This window comes from Paenibacillus sp. Negev47 (genome assembly GCF_058313655.1).
In genome coordinates this window covers 5,816,410-5,835,135 of record NZ_CM177754.1, presented here as the reverse complement: position 1 = coordinate 5,835,135, position 18,726 = coordinate 5,816,410, and the positions used below count along the sequence as shown (strand labels likewise).

16 protein-coding genes and 1 riboswitch are annotated in these 18,726 nt (G+C 48.6%); all 16 genes read left to right on the top strand.

Features of this window, described 5'->3' with window-relative positions; all coding sequences use genetic code 11:
- Positions 1 to 143 precede the first annotated feature (143 nt).
- The 16 genes from AC4G47_RS26275 to AC4G47_RS26200 all read left to right on the top strand — a co-directional run bounded on the left by AC4G47_RS26275 (position 144) and on the right by AC4G47_RS26200 (position 18,681).
- Positions 144 to 281 (top strand): hypothetical protein, encoded by a 138-nt coding sequence (locus AC4G47_RS26275; RefSeq protein ID WP_186327993.1) that lies wholly within the window; start codon positions 144 to 146, stop codon positions 279 to 281.
- Between the two features lie 136 nt (positions 282 to 417).
- Positions 418 to 681, top strand: coding sequence for a DUF1294 domain-containing protein (locus AC4G47_RS26270; RefSeq protein WP_017690702.1), 264 nt, complete (start codon positions 418 to 420; stop codon positions 679 to 681).
- A 215-nt stretch (positions 682 to 896) separates the two neighbouring features.
- Complete coding sequence (locus AC4G47_RS26265; protein WP_105405782.1) at positions 897 to 1,331, top strand: universal stress protein; 435 nt, start codon at positions 897 to 899, stop codon at positions 1,329 to 1,331.
- Between the two features lie 271 nt (positions 1,332 to 1,602).
- A riboswitch (purine riboswitch) is annotated at positions 1,603 to 1,704 on the top strand.
- A 192-nt stretch (positions 1,705 to 1,896) separates the two neighbouring features.
- Positions 1,897 to 2,382 carry a 5-(carboxyamino)imidazole ribonucleotide mutase gene (purE, locus tag AC4G47_RS26260; protein ID WP_017690699.1) on the top strand — a complete coding sequence of 162 codons (486 nt, stop codon included), beginning with the start codon at positions 1,897 to 1,899 and terminating at the stop codon, positions 2,380 to 2,382.
- Entirely contained in the window at positions 2,379 to 3,581 is a 1,203-nt protein-coding gene (purK, locus tag AC4G47_RS26255; RefSeq protein WP_491103514.1) for a 5-(carboxyamino)imidazole ribonucleotide synthase, read from the top strand. The genes purE and purK overlap by 4 nt, the downstream gene beginning before the upstream one ends.
- Entirely contained in the window at positions 3,578 to 4,876 is a 1,299-nt protein-coding gene (gene purB, locus AC4G47_RS26250; RefSeq protein ID WP_047840491.1) for an adenylosuccinate lyase, read from the top strand. The genes purK and purB overlap by 4 nt, the downstream gene beginning before the upstream one ends.
- 379 nt (positions 4,877 to 5,255) lie before the next feature.
- Positions 5,256 to 6,128, top strand: a complete 873-nt coding sequence (locus AC4G47_RS26245) for a phosphoribosylaminoimidazolesuccinocarboxamide synthase (protein WP_491103511.1) — start codon at positions 5,256 to 5,258, stop codon at positions 6,126 to 6,128.
- Positions 6,129 to 6,724: 596 nt separating this feature from the next.
- Entirely contained in the window at positions 6,725 to 6,970 is a 246-nt protein-coding gene (gene purS, locus AC4G47_RS26240; protein ID WP_017690695.1) for a phosphoribosylformylglycinamidine synthase subunit PurS, read from the top strand.
- A 4-nt stretch (positions 6,971 to 6,974) separates the two neighbouring features.
- On the top strand, positions 6,975 to 7,664 hold the full coding sequence (gene purQ, locus AC4G47_RS26235) for a phosphoribosylformylglycinamidine synthase subunit PurQ (protein WP_036606071.1): 690 nt from the start codon (positions 6,975 to 6,977) through the stop codon (positions 7,662 to 7,664).
- Positions 7,642 to 9,885: a phosphoribosylformylglycinamidine synthase subunit PurL gene (gene purL, locus AC4G47_RS26230; protein WP_491103509.1), complete on the top strand. Its 2,244-nt coding sequence runs from the start codon at positions 7,642 to 7,644 to the stop codon at positions 9,883 to 9,885. The genes purQ and purL overlap by 23 nt, the downstream gene beginning before the upstream one ends.
- Positions 9,870 to 11,348: an amidophosphoribosyltransferase gene (gene purF, locus AC4G47_RS26225; RefSeq protein ID WP_145326169.1), complete on the top strand. Its 1,479-nt coding sequence runs from the start codon at positions 9,870 to 9,872 to the stop codon at positions 11,346 to 11,348. The genes purL and purF overlap by 16 nt, the downstream gene beginning before the upstream one ends.
- A gap of 442 nt (positions 11,349 to 11,790) precedes the next feature.
- The gene (purM, locus tag AC4G47_RS26220; RefSeq protein WP_491103506.1) at positions 11,791 to 12,831 is read left to right on the top strand and encodes a phosphoribosylformylglycinamidine cyclo-ligase; all 1,041 of its coding nucleotides are present in this window, start codon (positions 11,791 to 11,793) and stop codon (positions 12,829 to 12,831) included.
- Complete coding sequence (purN, locus tag AC4G47_RS26215) at positions 12,831 to 13,448, top strand: phosphoribosylglycinamide formyltransferase (RefSeq protein WP_491103505.1); 618 nt, start codon at positions 12,831 to 12,833, stop codon at positions 13,446 to 13,448. The genes purM and purN overlap by 1 nt, the downstream gene beginning before the upstream one ends.
- Positions 13,449 to 13,743: 295 nt before the next feature.
- Positions 13,744 to 15,291, top strand: coding sequence for a bifunctional phosphoribosylaminoimidazolecarboxamide formyltransferase/IMP cyclohydrolase (gene purH, locus AC4G47_RS26210; RefSeq protein ID WP_169482947.1), 1,548 nt, complete (start codon positions 13,744 to 13,746; stop codon positions 15,289 to 15,291).
- A 130-nt stretch (positions 15,292 to 15,421) separates the two neighbouring features.
- Entirely contained in the window at positions 15,422 to 16,687 is a 1,266-nt protein-coding gene (gene purD, locus AC4G47_RS26205; protein ID WP_491103504.1) for a phosphoribosylamine--glycine ligase, read from the top strand.
- A 656-nt stretch (positions 16,688 to 17,343) separates the two neighbouring features.
- A complete protein-coding gene (locus AC4G47_RS26200) occupies positions 17,344 to 18,681 on the top strand; it encodes a hemolysin family protein (RefSeq protein ID WP_458125281.1) in 1,338 nt (445 codons plus the stop codon).
- Positions 18,682 to 18,726: the final 45 nt, after the last annotated feature.

Below are 18,726 nucleotides of genomic sequence, written 5' to 3'. Positions count from 1 at the left end.
GGGATCGTATCATGCATTTCACGCTAGTTGCGAATAACTGACGTTATGGAGAGTGATTGCTGTGCGTATCCCTAATCATACAATGTGATGCGGTATAAGATCCTCTGTTTTCAGGCAACGTAAGCCAAGGAGGTGATACCCATATGCCGCATAACAAACCTGAAAAGATCCATAACCAGCAGAACAAAGATAGCATTCGGGAAGAGAACATCGCTGTTCGTCCAGCCAAAGCAGCCAAAAGAGTGCCAAGTCTGAATGGTATTCCCAAGCAGGAGTCCTAAAATTATCTAAACTGTCGATCTAACAAGCGTGTCTCTTCAAAATGATGCGGTTCCCTGCCCGCGTTGAACATGTCTCTGCTGAGGACTATAATGGAGACAGGGAGATGTCCCGGGATAGGGGGACCGCTAGAATTTTATGCAAACTGGACTTATATTGTGGTTTCTATTTATTAATGTAGTTGGTTATCTGGTGATGTCGGATGATAAGAGGCGTGCACAGCAACGTCGTGATCGTACACCTGAACGGACGTTATTCTTGCTTGCATTTATAGGCGGAGCTCTGGGAGTCTGGATCGCGATGTATCGAAAGAGGCACAAAACCAAACATCCCAGCTTCACCATTGGTATTCCGTTGTTGTTGTTCCTGAATGCAGTAATCTATGGTTACTTTATTCAATGAACACATGGAGCACATGCGTAACCATTCCTTCCAGCTGAGTGAAAGGTGTATCGTTGCTTGGTCTGATATGTAAATTTATTAGTATGAATGGTTCATAATAGCTCCCGAACGTTTAAGGAGTTATATGGTTCCTGTTATTTATCTGTTAGTTTATTGGATGTCAGACCGAAGCTTGCTTCGCGTGTTCTACATATAAAGGAAGGGACGGGATTCACATGTTATTTTCCAAAATATTAGTGGCTTATGATGGTTCCAAAGCTTCAAATAAAGCACTTGATCGTGCGATTGAGCTAGCCAAAGTGTCCCCGGACGCTGTATTGGATGTCATTCATGCTTTTGATTTCCCGCGTATATTCATTGGTGAGGGGTTGGCCCCGCTGCCACCTTCACTTAATAATGATTATTACAATCTGGCGGTACAGACGACGGATGAAGCGAAAGAGCGAATCCAGGCTGCTGGTGTAACGGCCAACGTAGACCTGATTCAAGGGGCTGCTGCAGAAGTGCTGCTTGATTTTGCCAAAGAAAATGATTCTGATATCATTATTATTGGTAGCCGCGGACTGGGTGGAATTCGGGAATTTGTCCTGGGTAGTGTCAGTCACAATGTAGTTCAGCATGCTCAGGTTCCAGTACTAATCGTAAAATAATAGATGAAGTGTGTGAACACACTAAAAGCAGGAAGCCGGTTGTCTTCGAGAGATTGAAGAGGAGCCGGCTTTCTTTTATGGGATGAAATGGATGACTAAGTGAATTTAATGAAGCAATTCCCGAACATTATATTTGTCAATATGTTAAATGTTCGTCTTTAAGTTGACATTAGCTGTAGGGGATTGTTAGAATGTTAGATGTGTCGATCAGGTAAGAATAAGGTCGAGTAGGAACGAAATGTGTAATAAGATATAACAAAACGAATCAAGCTGGTTTGAATAGATATTTGCTCGTATAACGCCGGGAATAGGGCCCGGAAGTATCTACCCGGGAACCGTAAATTTCCGGACTACGAGGAGATACGGCTGAGAGTCGCATGCAATTAGATGCGGACAGCAAGCCCCTTTTGGCATGCCCAAATGAGGGATACGTATTTCTTGGAGTCCGGTGTCCGGAGAAAATGTGATGTTTTCGCGGGTAGCGGATTTTTTCATTTCACATGTAAAATGAATTCATTAATACCAGATGTAATCAAAAAAGCTCAGACGGGAGTTGGATGTATTCATGTCACTGCAAGTCGCTGTAATTATGGGCAGCAAGTCGGATTGGGAAACGATGAAACATGCATGCGAGGTGCTGGACGAGCTGGAGATTGGGTATGAGAAAAAGGTGGTCTCCGCCCATCGTACACCGGATTTGATGTTTGAATACGCAGAGCAAGCGATTGATCGGGGATTCAAGGTGATCATTGCAGGTGCAGGCGGGGCAGCACATCTACCAGGGATGGTAGCAGCCAAAACGATGCTTCCAGTCATTGGCGTTCCGGTTCAGTCCAAAGCATTGAATGGTCTCGATTCCTTGTTGTCCATTGTTCAGATGCCTGGCGGAATTCCCGTTGCAACCGTTGCAATCGGTAAGGCGGGAGCTACCAATGCAGGGCTGCTCGCAGCTCAGATGATCGGTGCATTTGACCCGGATGTCCAACGTCGCTCTGAAGCTCGAAGAGAGCGCATCAAACAAGAAGTACTCGAAAGCAGTGAAGAACTATGAGTAGAGCCGGGAACCAATCCGGTATAGCAGGAGAACTACAGCAAGTCCTGCTGCCCGGGAAAACAACCATTGGCATTCTTGGAGGCGGACAGCTCGGACGCATGATGACGCTCGCAGGCACGGCAATGGGTTATCGATTTGTTACCCTTGATCCCGCCTCGGATGCACCTTGTGGTCAAATCGCTCGTCAGATCGAAGCAGGATATGACGATGCCAAAGCTGCGCTTGAGCTAGCTCGGCAATGCGATGTCATTACGTATGAGTTCGAAAATGTAGATGCAGAAGTCGCTGCGTTACTCGAACGTGAGTCCTACGTTCCGCAAGGAAGTGCGTTATTGTACTCCACACAACATCGGTTGCGTGAAAAACGAGCGATTGAAGCGGCTGGAGTAAGAGTCGCGCCTTATCGGGAAATCACAAGTGCGGATACAATGATTGCAGCTGTAAGCGAACTTGGCGTTCCATGTGTACTGAAGACGGTGACTGGAGGCTACGATGGCAAAGGCCAACGGGTCATCCGGGAAGCGAGTCAGGCTGTTGCGGCATACGAAGAACTTGCAGCTACTGGTGCGGAATTGGTGTTGGAGCAATTCATCAAGTTTGAATGCGAGATTTCGGTCGTTGTAGCGCGTAGCACAAATGGGGAGATCAAGACGTTCCCGCCAGCGGAGAACATTCATGTGAACAACATTTTGCATGCGTCAATCGTGCCGGCTAGAGTCGCAGCAGACATCCAGATTGAAGCACAGAAACTGGCAGCGGCAGTGGCAGAATCGATGAAGGCTGTTGGACTGCTGGCTGTGGAATTGTTTGTAGCGGCGGATGGAAGGCTGTACGTCAACGAGTTGGCACCAAGACCTCACAATTCGGGACACTATACGATGGAAGCCTGTGCAACATCACAGTTCGAACAACATATCCGTGCGATCTGCGGACTACCGCTGGGTGACACTTCGTTATTGAGTCCGGTCGTTATGGTCAATGTGCTTGGAGAACATCTGGAAGGCATTATCGCAAGAACAGGGCAACCTGATGCGGAAGCGATAGAACTCGGTGTGATTCCCAAGTTTCACATATATGGTAAAACCGAAGCGAAAACAGGACGGAAGATGGGGCATGTGAATCTGCTCTGTCAGGATGTTGAAGAAGGATTACAATGGATTGAACAAACTAATCTCTGGAGGAATACAAATTCATGATTGAACGTTATAGCAGACCCGAAATGAGAGCCATCTGGACAGAAGAAAACAAATTCCAATCGTGGCTGGAAGTTGAAATTTGTGCATGTGAGGCATGGGCCGAACTGGGTGTAATCCCTAAGGAAGAAGCGGCATTGCTTCGTCAGAACGCATCTTTTGACATCGACCGAATCTATGAGATTGAACAGGAAACACGTCATGACGTTATCGCATTTACGCGTACGGTATCTGAAAGTCTGGGAGCAGAGCGGAAATGGGTGCATTACGGACTGACTTCCACAGATGTCGTGGATACAGCTCTGGGTTATGTACTGCGTCAAGCCAATGAGATTCTGGAAAAGGATATCGTGAATTTCATTGAAATTCTTCGTGAAAAAGCACTGGCTTATCAGCACACACCAATGATGGGACGTACACACGGGGTACATGCAGAGCCAACAACATTTGGACTGAAAATGGCGTTGTGGCACGAAGAGATGAAACGGAACCTGGAGCGTTTCCGTCATGCAGCAGACAATGTACAATACGGAAAAATCTCAGGCGCAGTTGGAACGTATGCGAACATTGATCCGTTTGTCGAAGAGTTTGTCTGCGAGAAGCTGGGCACGAAGCCTGCGCCGATCTCGACTCAAACATTGCAACGTGACCGGCACGCGGAATATATGGCTACACTGGCGTTGATCGCAACGTCCCTGGACAAGTTCGCTACTGAGGTACGTGCACTGCAGAAGAGTGAGTTCCGTGAAGTGGAAGAAGCTTTTGCTAAAGGTCAAAAAGGATCTTCTGCAATGCCGCATAAGCGTAATCCAATTGGGAGTGAAAACATCTCAGGTCTGTCCCGCGTCATTCGCGGACACATGGTATCCGCATACGAGAACGTAACGCTCTGGCATGAGCGCGACATCTCACATTCTTCCGTAGAACGTATCATTCTGCCGGATGCAACGATGTTGCTGAACTACATGCTGAACCGTTTTGGTAACATCGTGAAGAACCTGACGGTATTCCCTGAGAACATGAAACGCAACATGGAGCGTACCTACGGGGTACCATTCTCCGGTCGCATCATGACGAAGCTGATCGACAAAGGTTTCAGCCGCGAGCAAGCATACGATACCGTTCAACCACGTGCGATGCAAGCATGGGAAGAACAACGTCAGTTCCAGGATATCGTGAAATCCACGCCGGAAATCACGGAAGTGCTGAACGAAGAAGAAATCGCAGATGCGTTCAACCCGTCATGGCACCTGAAGCACGTGGATACGATCTTCAAAAAGCTCGGCTTGAACGATTAATATATACTCCCATAGGCTATAGCGCAGAATGATGGTTCAGCACTAGAGCGCAGAGGACAGAAATAAGCTGAAGAAGCTAAGCTAAAAGCTTTCTGAAAGAAAGCTACTTCGGAAGCATACGCTGCGCCTTTATCAAATTTAGAACAAGTTTTACTAACTAAAGTATAGGTTGATTATGTGTTCACGCTGGAACGGAGAAGGCAGAAAAAACCTGAAGAAGCAAAGCGCTCGCCTTTATCACAGGATTTTCCCCTTGAGAAAGGGGATCAGAAAAATCCGGGGATAACAGCGATCGGAAGGTTCTTCTGCATTCGGAGTGGCCCTGCGTGATGAGGGGAATTGGACGTATACTTTACATCTCCTGAAAGAAGGTGAGCCCATGGCACTGTCCACTGCGGCAGATCTCGTTAAAGCACCTCTGTTATATAAAGGAAAAGTACGTGAATTGTACGACCTGGGTGAACATTTTCTGATCGTGGTTACCGACCGAATCTCGGCATTCGATTACGTGTTGGACCCGGCGGTTCCTGAGAAAGGAAACGTACTGAATAAACTTAGCAGCTTCTGGTTCGAACTAACGGGTGACATGATGGAGAACCACGTGGTGCATACCGATGTGAATCAACTGGGTGATCTCATCACAAACCCTAAATTGCTCAAAGACCGCATCATGGTAACCCGCAAAGCGGAACGCATTGATATTGAATGTGTCGTGCGTGGATACATCACTGGTGGTGGATGGAGACAATATGAGACAAGCGGTGAAGTGAATGGCATTCAGCTGCCTGATGGACTTCGCAAGAACGCCAAGCTCGAAGTTCCCATTTTCACACCGGCAGCCAAAAATGATGTAGGTCACGACGAGGACATTCCAATGGATCGCATGAAAGAACTGGTGGGAGACGCACTCGCAATGGAGCTTCAGGAAAAAAGCTTGCGCCTGTACGAATTCGCCCGTGACTATTGCGATCAGCGTGGCATTATTCTAGCAGACTGCAAATTCGAGTTCGGCATCGTGGATGGCAAGGTCATCCTGATTGACGAAATCTTCACTCCAGATGCTTCACGCTTCTGGGCTAAAGAGAACTATGAGCTGGATATCGAGATCGACAGCATGGATAAAGAGCCAGTGCGCACCTTTCTTGCCGGAACCGATTGGGACAAGAACAGTAAACCTGATCCACTCCCACAAGAGGTGGTTGAAGCAACAACCGCAAGATACGTCGATATTTATAAACGTTTAACAAGATAATAAAGTTTAACGTTTGAGGTGAGCTTCGGGAAAGTTTGAGGAGACTAGCGTTTGAGCGTGCTACGAGAAAGTTTGGCTTTCGATCGCTGTTGCCCCCGGAATGTTTTGATTGGATCCTTTTTTCAAAAGGAAACATTCCGGTTGCAAAGGCGAACGCTTACGCTTCTCTAGCTCAAATCTTTCCCTCCGCCAGTGTCAAACTGGGGGATGAGGCAATTAAGAGCGGTAGCTTCCCATAGGTAGGGAAGCCTGAAAGATTGCGAGATTCAATTTCATTGGACACTCATGTAACGTAAAGACCATTAGCTGCTTTCACGTAATGGTCAGTCTCTACCATTACACACCGTGCAACGTAAAAGGTTTGGGCCTTTAAAAAACGTCGCATGGACTAGCGGAGGGGCGGAATTGTTCTTAAAGGAGCGTTAGCGTTCGCCTTTGTCCCCGGGTTTTGACCGCACAGCGGTTCAAAACAATCCAAAAACCTGGGGACAACAAGCGACCGGAAGAACAATCCGCCCCGGAGCAAGCTCCAGAGTCACTTTTTTAACAGCGTAAAGCATTTATCCCGTTCATTACTGAGGAGGAACATAAGGATCATGATCAAAGCAACCGTATATGTCACTATTAAGCAAAGCGTACTCGACCCGCAAGGCGTAGCTGTTCAAGGAGCCCTGCATTCAATGGGATTCAACGAAGTGGAAAGTGTACGGATCGGTAAAGTCATGGAACTGAACCTGGATACAACAGATCGTGCGGAAGCGGAGAAACGATTGAAAGTCATGTGTGAAAAGCTGCTGGCCAACACCGTTGTTGAAGATTACCGCTACGAATTGGAGGGTTAATCTCATGAAATTTGCAGTTCTTGTGTTCCCTGGCTCCAACTGCGACATCGACTGTTACAAGGCAGTAGAAGATGCTATTGGGCAAGAGGTTGATTATGTATGGCACACGGCTACAGATCTATCGGCTTATGATTGTATTTTAGTTCCGGGTGGTTTCTCTTATGGTGACTACCTGCGCTGCGGAGCGATTTCCCGCTTTGCACCGGTAATGAACGAGGTAGCGAAAGCTGCTGAACAAGGTAAATATATTCTGGGTATTTGCAACGGATTCCAGATCCTGACGGAAGCGGGATTGCTTCCAGGTGCATTGATCCGCAACACCTCCCTAAAATTCCGTTGTCACGATACGGTATTGAAAGTGGCGAACGCGGATACTCCTTTTACACGTGACTATGCACCGGGCGAAGAGATTATCATCCCGATTGCTCACGGTGAAGGCAACTATTATTGCGACGAGGAGACGCTCGCGAGTCTGCAAGCGAACAACCAGATCGTATTTACGTATGGTACCAACCCGAACGGTTCCCTGGGTGATATTGCAGGAGTCTGTAACGAAGCTGGAAACGTGGTCGGCATGATGCCGCATCCAGAGCGTGCAGTGGATTCACTGTTTGGTTCGGAAGACGGCAAACGTATGTTTACATCTATTTTGAAAGCATGGAGGGATCGGCATGACGCAGCAGCTATCCGCTAAGGAACCGACAGCAGAACAGGTCGCAGAACATAAACTTTACGCACAAATGGGCGTATCTGACAGCGAGTATGAGCTGATCTGTGAGTTCATGGGGCGCAAGCCAAACTACACGGAAATTGGTGTGTTCAGTGTTATGTGGTCCGAGCATTGTGCTTATAAAAACTCCAAGCCATTGCTGCGCCGTTTCCCAACCACTGGACCACGTGTCCTGATGGGACCTGGTGAAGGTGCCGGTATCGTGGATATCGGTGATAACCAGGCCGTTGTATTCAAAATTGAAAGCCATAACCATCCTTCCGCGGTTGAGCCTTATCAAGGTGCGGCAACAGGTGTGGGCGGCATTATCCGTGATATTTTCTCCATGGGCGCTAGACCGGTAGCGTTGTTGAACTCCCTTCGTTTCGGCAAGCTGGAGAGCGATCGCGTTAAATATTTGTTCGAACATGTTGTAGCCGGTATTGCTGGATACGGTAACTGTATCGGTATTCCTACCGTTGGTGGCGAAGTGATGTTTGATGAGAGCTACGAAGGCAATCCGCTGGTTAACGCTATGTGTGTGGGTCTGATTGATCATGACAAGATCCAGCGCGGTGTAGCTAAAGGTGTGGGAAACCCAGTTTACTATGTGGGGCCGCCAACAGGCCGAGATGGTATTCATGGAGCAACCTTTGCATCGGTTGAACTGACGGAAGAATCCGAGTCCCAACGAACAGCGGTTCAGGTCGGTGACCCGTTTATGGAAAAACTCGTCATGGAATCCTGTCTGGAATTGATCGACACGGGCATCGTGCTCGGTATTCAGGATATGGGTGCTGCGGGTCTGACATGTTCGAGTGCAGAGATGGCAAGTAAAGCGGGTAATGGTCTGGAATTGTATCTGGATCAGGTGCCACAGCGTGAAGAAGGCATGACGCCTTACGAGATGATGTTGTCCGAGTCACAAGAACGGATGCTGTTCGTCGTTGAGCCGAAGGATGAGGCGCAGGCGATGGAAATCTTTGAACGTTGGGGCGTAATCTGTGCCAAAGTCGGTAAAGTAACGGATGACGGTCGCCTGAAATTGATCCACCACGGCGAAGTGGTCGGAGATATGCCAGTAACGGCATTGGTTGACGAATGTCCAGTGTATGACAAACCTTCTTCTGTACCTGCATACTACGAGCAAAGTGCTTCCATCGACACGCTTCGTTACGACGAAGTGTCGGATCTCGGCGGGGCTTTGAAACAAGTGCTGGCTTCACCAACGGTAGCAAGTAAAAAATGGGTGTATGATCAATATGACTACATGGTGCGTACAAGCACAGCCGTTCGTCCAGGTTCGGATGCAGCCGTAGTTACGATTCGTGGAACACGCAAAGGTCTCGCGATGACAACGGACTGTAATGGACGTTATGTGTACCTTGATCCTGAAGTTGGTGGACGAATTGCTGTGAGTGAAGCAGCGCGTAACATTGTATGTTCCGGTGCAGAGCCGCTGGCGATCACGGATAACCTGAACTTCGGTAACCCGGAGAAGCCGGATATTTTCTGGCAAATGGAGAAAGCGGTAGACGGTATGGCAGAAGCTTGTCGTGTGCTGGATACGCCGGTTATCGGTGGTAACGTAAGTCTGTATAACGAAAATGCCAAAGGCTCCATCTATCCAACGCCAGTTGTCGGTATGGTAGGTCTCGTTCATGATACGGATCATATCACGACACAAGCATTCAAATCCGAAGGCGATGTCATCATCCTACTCGGTGAAACGAAAGCTGAACTGGGTGGCAGCGAGCTGCAATACGCGGTTCATGGACAAACGGAAGGCCGTCCGCCAGAGCTGAATTTGCAAACGGAAAAAGCGTTGCTCAGCACGGTGCTGGAAGCTATTCAATCCGGTCTCGTTCGTTCGGCACATGACTTGTCTGAAGGCGGTTTGGCTGTTGCACTCGCAGAGTCTTGTATCAGCGGTAACGTAGGAGCACAGGTAAATGTGGAGACGACGTTGCGTGGAGATCACGCTCTGTTCAGTGAGAGCCAATCCCGTATCTTGTTGTCGGCTACGCCAGAGCAAGCGGGGAAACTTGAAGCATTTGTACGTGAGCGCGGTGTACCTGTAGCTGTGATTGGACGTGTAGAAGGAAGTAACCTGACGATTGAATTGAACGGAACATCAGCCGTGAGCGAACCTGTAGGAGGTTTGGCTCAGGTCTGGGAGGATGCGATTCCATGTCTCATGAACTGACGACAGGACCGTTGTGGACAGGCGATTATTATAATGAAGGGTCCGGCAAGGAAGGACTCGACAAATTGAAGGAAGAATGCGGCGTGTTCGGGGTGTTCAGACACCCTGATGCGGCCTCGCTCTCCTATTATGGACTGCATGCGCTTCAACATCGGGGCGAAGAAAGTGCAGGCATGTGTGTGAGTGATGGAAGCCAGTTTAATTATCATCGCGGCATGGGTCTGGTGAAAGAAGTGTTCACCAAAGACCTGATGCAAACGTTGACCGGCGATATATCCATTGGACATGTCCGGTATTCAACAAGTGGTGACAGTAAATTGACGAACGCACAGCCATTGGTATTCAAATACCGTGATGGTGATCTCGCGGTAGCGACGAACGGAAACATTGTAAATGCACCAACGATCCGGCGTGAGCTGGAGCAGAGTGGTTCCATTTTCCAAACAACAAGTGATACCGAGGTCATTGCGCATCTAATTGCACGATCCTCCAAAGGGCTTGTGGAAGCGGCAAAAGAGGCATTCCAGCGCATTGTGGGCGGTTATGCATTTCTGATCATGACCAATGACAAGCTGCTTGTTGCTTCTGATCCACACGGACTTCGTCCGCTCACGATGGGTAAGCTGGGTGATGCGTATCTGTTTGCATCCGAGACCTGTGCACTCGAAACGATCGGGGCAGAATTGATCCGTGACATTGAACCAGGTGAATTGCTTGTGCTGGATGCCGATGGTCTGCACGAGGATCGCTTCGATCATCACAAACACCGCAAGGCGCTGTGTGCAATGGAGTATATCTATTTTGCCCGTCCGGATAGTGATATGAATGGTGCGAACCAGCATGCTGCCCGTAAACGGATGGGAAGCCGGATGGCGATTGAGGCATTTGTGGATGCGGATCTGGTCACAGGTGTACCGGACTCCAGTATTTCCGCGGCAATAGGTTATGCGGAGCAAACGGGTATTCCTTACGAAATGGGTATGATCAAGAACAAATACACTGGACGTACGTTTATCCAGCCGAGCCAGGAACTGCGGGAACAAGGCGTGAAGATGAAGCTGAGCGCTGTGCGTCGCGTGGTGGAAGGCAAACGTGTGGTCATGATTGACGACTCCATTGTACGGGGAACAACTTCCCGGCGGATCGTGAACATGCTACGTGATGCAGGAGCAACCGAGGTCCATGTGCGCATTACATCACCACCTTTCAAAAACCCGTGTTTCTATGGCATTGATACGCCTGACAGCCGCGAATTGATCGCCTCACAGCTGTCGGTGGAAGAAATCTGCCGTGAAATTAATGCCGATTCCCTGTCGTTCCTCAGTCCGGATGGACTGATTGCATCGATACAGGGAGATAATCAGAATGATCCCAAGGGCGGGCTTTGCCTCGCATGTTTTGATAATGATTACCCAACCCGCCTCGACTTTGGCGGCGAGGAAAAATTCGGCTGCAGCTGTTAGCCCTTAAGCCCCGCCTTGCGGAGCAACAGGGGCAAGGGCAGCCAGGCGAAGCAGCTGCCCCCGGGCATAGCCCGAGCCCTTAAGCCCCGCCTTGCGGAGCAACAGGGGCCCCAGGGCAGCCGCGCGAAGCAGCTGCCCCCGGGCATAGCCCGAGCCCTTAAGCCCCGCCTTGCGGAGCAACAGGGGCCAGGGCAGCCAGGTGAAGCAGCTGCCCTGCGGGCTTGCCTCGCGACGCAGCCGCGCGGGGTTCGCTGACCGATGGCCTGCGGCCATCGGTCAGCGAACAACTCCGCGAGCACACGTACGAATCAACCATAGCAAGACCACACCAGCCACCCCTGCACCGCTTGTTTGGCGGGTGTCCAGAGGGCCTGCCAAGGTCCTAGGGGGTCCTCCCAGGCGGGAGGATTTAGGAGGGGCGAAAAAAAGGAGATGATTCCACTTGTCTGAAGCATATAAAAAGGCCGGCGTCGATATCGCGGCAGGTAATGAAGCGGTTGAACGGATGAAAAAACACGTGAAGCGTACCTTCCGTCCGGAAGTGATGACAGATCTGGGTGGATTCGGTGCCCTGTTCGGTTTGAACAAAGATAAATACGATGAGCCTGTGCTTGTATCCGGTACAGACGGCGTAGGCACCAAGCTGAAAATTGCATTTGCCATGGACCGTCACGATACCATCGGAATCGACGCGGTAGCGATGTGTGTGAACGACATTGTGGTACAGGGTGCAGAACCACTCTTCTTCCTTGACTATCTGGCATGTGACAAAGTCATTCCAGAGAAGATCGAAGCCATTGTTGCGGGAATCGCTGAAGGCTGTCATCAGTCGGGCTGTGCGTTGATCGGTGGCGAAACGGCGGAGATGCCGGGCATGTACAGTGAAGGCGAATACGATATTGCCGGATTCACGGTGGGCATCGTGGACAAAGCGAAGATCATCAACGGCACAACCATCGCCCCTGGCGACACAGTGATTGGATTGGCCTCCAGCGGTGTGCATAGTAACGGATTCTCGCTGGTGCGCAGACTGTTGTTGGAAGATGCGGGACTTGATCTGCATGATGAAGTAGCAGAACTGGGCGGTAAGCTGGGTGATTCCCTGCTGGAACCTACGAAGATCTATGTTAAACCTCTGTTGTCCCTACTGGAAAAGGTAAGAGTAAAAGGTATGGCTCACATTACAGGTGGCGGCTTCATCGAGAATATCCCACGTATGTTGCCAAGCAACGTGAATGTGGATATTGACTACGGCTCTTGGCCGATCCTGCCGATCTTCAACCTGTTACAGGAAAAGGGAGCTGTCTCGAACCGTGACATGTTCACCACATTTAATATGGGTGTCGGGCTTGTACTGGTTGTTAACGAAGCAGATGCAGCGGAAGCGCTGCAACAACTGAAATCATCTGGTGAAGAAGCGTACATCATTGGACGTGTTACTGAAGGAGATGCGCGAGTAACCTTCACGGGAGCGGATGTTTAATGGCGAACTACCGCATAGCTGTATTTGCGTCGGGTGAAGGGTCCAACTTTCAGTCATTGGTCGATGCAGTACGAAACGGTGGGCTGAATGCATCCGTTGATCTGCTCGTGTGTGATAAACCGGATGCACGTGTTGTGCAGCGGGCACAGGATGCAGGCGTGGATTGTCATCTGTTTACTCCGAAAAATTATGCTTCTCGTGAAGCCTATGAGGCAGAGATCGTGGAAGTACTTGAATCCAAAAAGATCGACTTGGTCGTTCTTGCGGGATATATGAGATTGCTGACTTCGGTTGTAGTGGATCGTTACGCAGGGCAATTGATTAACATTCATCCGTCCTTGCTACCGGCATTTGCAGGCAAGGATGCGATTGGACAGGCTCTCGACTATGGCGTGAAAGTTACAGGTGTGACCGTGCACTTTGTGGACGGTGGCATGGATACAGGACCTATTATTGCCCAGCATCCCGTTCCCATTTTACCAGAGGATACTGCTGAATCAATCAGCCGTTCCATTCATGCGGCCGAACAGCAGTTATACCCTGAAGTGGTATCCTGGTTCGCTCAAGGTCTGGTTCAGTTAGACGGACGTCACGTCACAGTACAGAAACCGGTTTAATATAAGTTGAAATTTTTTTACACATTAACGGAGAGGACAGAAAAAACCTGAAAAAGCGAAGCGTTCGCCTTTATCACCGGATTTTCCCTTTAAGAAAAGGGAATCAAAAAATCTGGGGATAACAGCGATTGGAAGGTTGTTCTGTCATCGGAGTGTCCCGTGTAAACATCTTGGTTCCACTTATATAACAGAAGTCGAATATTGGTACGCATTTTGTGATATTTCTCGGGAAATAAATCGGCTGTGTTTCGTCATGAAACGCGAAGCCAATGGGACATTAAAGGAGGAGCATATTGTGAGTATCAAAAGAGCGCTGGTCAGCGTATCGGATAAAACAGGCATCGTGGACTTTTGCCGCGAGCTGTCGCAAATGGGTGTGGAGATTATTTCGACAGGAGGTACAAGCAGCCTGTTGTCGAAGGAAGGCGTACCTGTCATCGGAATTTCGGATGTGACCGGATTTCCGGAAATCATGGACGGACGTGTCAAAACATTACATCCGGCAGTTCATAGTGGGTTGTTGGCTGTGCGTGATAACGAAGAGCACACACGCCAGATGGAAGAACTAGGTCTTGGCTATATCGATCTGGTTGTCGTGAACCTGTATCCATTCCAAGAGACTATTGCGAAACCGGACGTAGCTTACGAAGATGCCATCGAGAACATCGATATTGGCGGTCCAACGATGCTTCGCTCGGCAGCCAAAAACCATGCCTTTGTCAGTGTCGTTGTAGACGCATCTGATTACAGCCAAGTGTTGGAGGAAGTGCGCAACGATGGAGATACCACTCTCGAAACTCGCAAACGGCTTGCGGCAAAAGTGTTCCGTCATACGGCGGCTTACGATGCACTCATCTCCGACTACCTGTCCAACGTAAATGGCGATCCACTGCCAGAGCGTCTGACGGTTACTTACGAAAAACTCCAGGATTTGCGTTACGGTGAAAATCCACACCAGCAGGCGGCGTTCTACCGCAAACCGCTAGCTGCTCAAGATACGTTGACAACAGCCGAGCAATTGCATGGCAAAGAGTTGTCTTACAATAACATCAACGATGCGAATGCAGCTCTGCAGATCGTCAAGGAATTTGAAGAACCGGCCGTTGTCGCGGTTAAACATATGAACCCATGCGGCGTGGGCATTGGCGTAAGTATCTATGAAGCTTACAGCAAAGCATATGCTGCAGATCCAACGTCTATCTTTGGTGGCATTGTGGCAGCGAACCGCATTATCGATAGCGATACAGCAGGCAAATTGAGCGAGATTTTCCTGGAAATCGTACTTGCTCCTGACTTTACGCAAGAGGCTCTCGATATCCTGACGAAGAAGAAAAACATTCGTTTGCTCAAAACGGGCGAACTGAATGCTGCTCGTAAACGGGAGAGCCAATTCGTGGTAACGTCCATCGACGGCGGTATGATCGTGCAACAGTCCGATGTGCACTCCATTGAAGCGAGCGAGCTGAACGTGGTAACCGATCGTGCGCCATCGGAAGAAGAACTGAAACAGCTGTTGTTTGGCTGGAAAGTAGTTAAACATGTGAAATCCAACGCAATTGTACTTGCTGCGAATGATATGACGGTAGGTGTGGGCGCTGGACAAATGAATCGTGTGGGTGCAGCCAAAATTGCGATTGAGCAAGCTGGCGAGCAAGCAAAAGGTGCTATTCTGGCATCCGATGCGTTCTTCCCAATGGGGGATACGCTGGAACTGGCAGCAAAAGCCGGAATTACAGCAGTGATTCAACCTGGTGGTTCGATCAAGGATGAAGAATCCATTAAAGTAGCGAATGAATATGGAATTGCCATGGTCTTCACAGGCGTGCGTCACTTCAAACACTAGAGCGAAAAAGGTTTAATAAGGGGTGTCGCCTGTCATGCTAATGACTTATGGTACACCCCTTCTTTTTTAGACTATTTCAACACGTAATAATATAACAAATCCAGTTATGCACGGAGGGGGAACAGAGCGAATGGATATTCTGGTAATAGGCGGCGGTGGCCGGGAACATGCAATCATCTGGGCGCTGGCGAAGAGTCCAAAGACAGGCAAGATTCACTGTGCACCGGGAAATGCAGGCATTGCTCAGCTCGCTGAGTGTCATGCCATTGCGGTGAATGAATTCGATAAACTAAAGGCTCTTGCTGTAGAGCTTAAAGTGGGTCTGGTGGTTATTGGTCCGGATGATCCGCTGGCGGATGGGATCGTGGATGCATTTGATTCGACAGGTATTCCGGTATTTGGTCCACGTCGTAATGCAGCAGAGATCGAAGGTAGCAAGACGTTCATGAAGGATCTACTGCACAAATACAATATTCCAACCGCAGCCTATGAGAAATTCGATAATTACGAACAGGCACAGGCTTACCTGAATGAGCAAGCGATTCCGGTTGTCATCAAGGCAGATGGATTGGCAGCGGGCAAAGGTGTGACGGTAGCTTATTCCCGTGAAGAGGCTGATCAGGCACTTCGCAGTATCATGGTGGAGAAAGTATTTGGTGAAGCAGGAGCCAAAGTGATTATCGAGGAATTCCTCGCAGGACAGGAAATGTCGATTCTGGCTTTTGTCGATGGTGAGACGGTTCGTCCAATGGCTGCAGCACAGGATCACAAACCTGTATTCGATAATGACCAGGGGCCAAACACAGGCGGTATGGGGACATATTCACCATTGCCACATATCTCTGCATCCATTATTGAAGAAGCCGTGGAGACAATCATCAAACCAACAGCCAAGGCCATGGTATCCGAAGGGCGCCCATTCCAAGGCGTGTTGTTTGCCGGGCTGATGATATCACCAGATGGTAAACCCAAAACGATTGAGTTCAACGCACGTTTCGGTGATCCCGAGACACAGGTTGTTTTGCCACGGTTGAAGAGTGACTTGTTCGATATCTTCTGGGCCACCGTTCATGGCAAGCTGGCTGACATTGAAATTGAATGGAGCGATGAAGCCGCAGTATGTGTGGTGCTTGCTTCAGGAGGTTATCCGGGTCCTTATGCCAAAGGTGTAGTCATTGAAGGACTGGATCAAGTACATGATGCCGTGGTATTCCACGCAGGTACAGCGCGTAGTGAAGCAGGAGACTGGGTCACCAATGGTGGACGAATCCTGGGCGTAGTTGGCCTTGGCGCGGATATTGCTGAAGCTAGAAACAAAGCCTATGCACAGGCAGAACGTATCCGTTTTGATGGCAAACATCAGCGGACGGATATTGCTGCTAAAGCACTGGTGTAGGATAAATAGAAGAGCCCGTAAAGATGTGCACCGTAAGGTTGTTGCATCCTGCGGGCTCTTTGTTGCGTATATAGATGTATGCTATGTAAACACACATGTTTAATGACCCAAAGTAAAGGGTAGTATTTTTATAAATTGGACTATACTAATTATGTGAAGAATATCACATTATAAGGTAATACTAAACATATTATATAAAGCACATAACATACATAAAGACTAATTTGTGAACATTAAACTGTAAGCTTGTGCCAAACCATAACGTGCAACTGGATGGTTGTGCTGGAATCGTGGTATACTTTTCGGAAACAGGAATGAGTATGAGGGGAGGTGGATATCTATTGGGTAGGCGATATTGTAAATTGTCCAAATGGCGAATCTAGGTGGAGTTAAGCGAGGAACAATTGACAGCATGAGGGGTAACCCGATTTGAATGGAGAAGTTTCTGCAAGTCATTGACTTCATCTTGAATTCCTGTTTTGTATTTTACAAGGTCAAACCGTACGACATTTACAAATATGATCATTATTCGATTTCATATAAGGCATAAGCTATAAGCCATGATGAACGACAAACAGCGGATGAATGGTTAACGTAGTTAACGGATCACGCTGTAACTATCTCTGGAGGTGAATCCCTGAGAACCGGGGAAATCATTGGACATAATTACCATATTGAATATCGCATTACTTATTATCTTGATTGCATTGACTGCATTTTTCGTAGCATCAGAGTTTGCTGTAGTCAAAATTCGTACATCAAGAGTGGATCAACTGGTTGCGGAAGGCAATAAAAAGGCAGTACTCGCCAAAAAAGTTGTCTCGGACCTGGATTATTATCTGTCAGCCTGTCAGCTCGGTATTACGGTCACCGCATTGGGACTGGGTGCACTCGGAAAACCGACGGTTGAGAGATTGTTATATCCGGTATTCAATTATTTAGACGTACCTGCTTCAGTCTCGTCGATTGCTTCTTATGCGATCGCCTTTATACTCGTCACGTTCTTGCATGTGGTTGTAGGTGAGATGGCGCCCAAAACGCTGGCAATTCAGTTTTCGGAAAAACTGACATTGATGCTCTCCCCATCATTATACTGGTTTGGTAAAATCATGTACCCATTCATTTGGGCGCTGAATGGAGCCTCACGTGTTCTTCTGCGGGGATTCGGTGTGAAACCTGCGGAACATGATCAAGCTTACTCGGAGGACGAGATCAGAATCATTATGAACCAGAGTTATGAAGGTGACGAGAACAACAAGACCAAGCTTTCATATCTGGAAAATGTATTTGTGTTCGATGAACGTGATGCTAAAGATATCATGGTCCCGCGAACGGAACTGGTGACATTAAGTCAGGATATGACCTATGACGATATTATTCCTATATTGGATGAACATAACTATTCACGCTACCCTGTCATCGAGGATGGGGACAAGGATCGTATTGTCGGCGTCGTGAATGTGAAAAAGATTTTGCCTGACATGGTTGCTGCAAGATCGTATCAACTAAGTGAATTCGTTCGCGAGATCCCGTTCGTTTCCGAAGTTACAAGTATCCAGGATGCGATGATAAAAATGCAGCAGGAACGTGTACACATGGCCGTGGTCGTGGATGAATACGGCGGTACCTCGGGAATCATTACAATGGAGGATATTCTGGAGGAGCTTGTCGGTGAGATTCGCGATGAATTCGACGCCGATGAGGTGGCCGATATCCAGGAGACTGGAGAGAATCAATATCTCATCAACGGCCGGGTACTTTTGGATGAAGTGGAGCGGCAGTTCGGACTTATCTTCGAAGGTAATGAAGAGATGGACACCGTGGCCGGATGGATTCAGTACCAGAAGGGTGTAGGTGTGGAAAAAGGCGACACGGTAGAACATGGTGATTATGTCTGGACCGTTGTGGACACCGAAAATTATCACATCAAACAAGTTCTTCTGGAACGAGTGAGCGGTGCGCAGGTTGAGGAAGCTACAAGCGATCTGGCGTGATCTGCTCGGAAATCTCTTGAAACTTTAAATGTTTTTGCGATAACG

Bases quoted from the DNA above. Each gene is read 5' to 3' on its own strand.
- AC4G47_RS26275 (WP_186327993.1), top strand. From the start codon at position 144: ATGCCGCATAACAAACCTGAAAAGATCCATAACCAGCAGAACAAAGAT.
- AC4G47_RS26270 (WP_017690702.1), top strand. From the start codon at position 418: ATGCAAACTGGACTTATATTGTGGTTTCTATTTATTAATGTAGTTGGT.
- AC4G47_RS26265 (WP_105405782.1), top strand. From the start codon at position 897: ATGTTATTTTCCAAAATATTAGTGGCTTATGATGGTTCCAAAGCTTCA.
- purE (WP_017690699.1), top strand. From the start codon at position 1,897: ATGTCACTGCAAGTCGCTGTAATTATGGGCAGCAAGTCGGATTGGGAA.
- purK (WP_491103514.1), top strand. From the start codon at position 2,379: ATGAGTAGAGCCGGGAACCAATCCGGTATAGCAGGAGAACTACAGCAA.
- purB (WP_047840491.1), top strand. From the start codon at position 3,578: ATGATTGAACGTTATAGCAGACCCGAAATGAGAGCCATCTGGACAGAA.
- AC4G47_RS26245 (WP_491103511.1), top strand. From the start codon at position 5,256: ATGGCACTGTCCACTGCGGCAGATCTCGTTAAAGCACCTCTGTTATAT.
- purS (WP_017690695.1), top strand. From the start codon at position 6,725: ATGATCAAAGCAACCGTATATGTCACTATTAAGCAAAGCGTACTCGAC.
- purQ (WP_036606071.1), top strand. From the start codon at position 6,975: ATGAAATTTGCAGTTCTTGTGTTCCCTGGCTCCAACTGCGACATCGAC.
- purL (WP_491103509.1), top strand. From the start codon at position 7,642: ATGACGCAGCAGCTATCCGCTAAGGAACCGACAGCAGAACAGGTCGCA.
- purF (WP_145326169.1), top strand. From the start codon at position 9,870: ATGTCTCATGAACTGACGACAGGACCGTTGTGGACAGGCGATTATTAT.
- purN (WP_491103505.1), top strand. From the start codon at position 12,831: ATGGCGAACTACCGCATAGCTGTATTTGCGTCGGGTGAAGGGTCCAAC.
- purD (WP_491103504.1), top strand. From the start codon at position 15,422: ATGGATATTCTGGTAATAGGCGGCGGTGGCCGGGAACATGCAATCATC.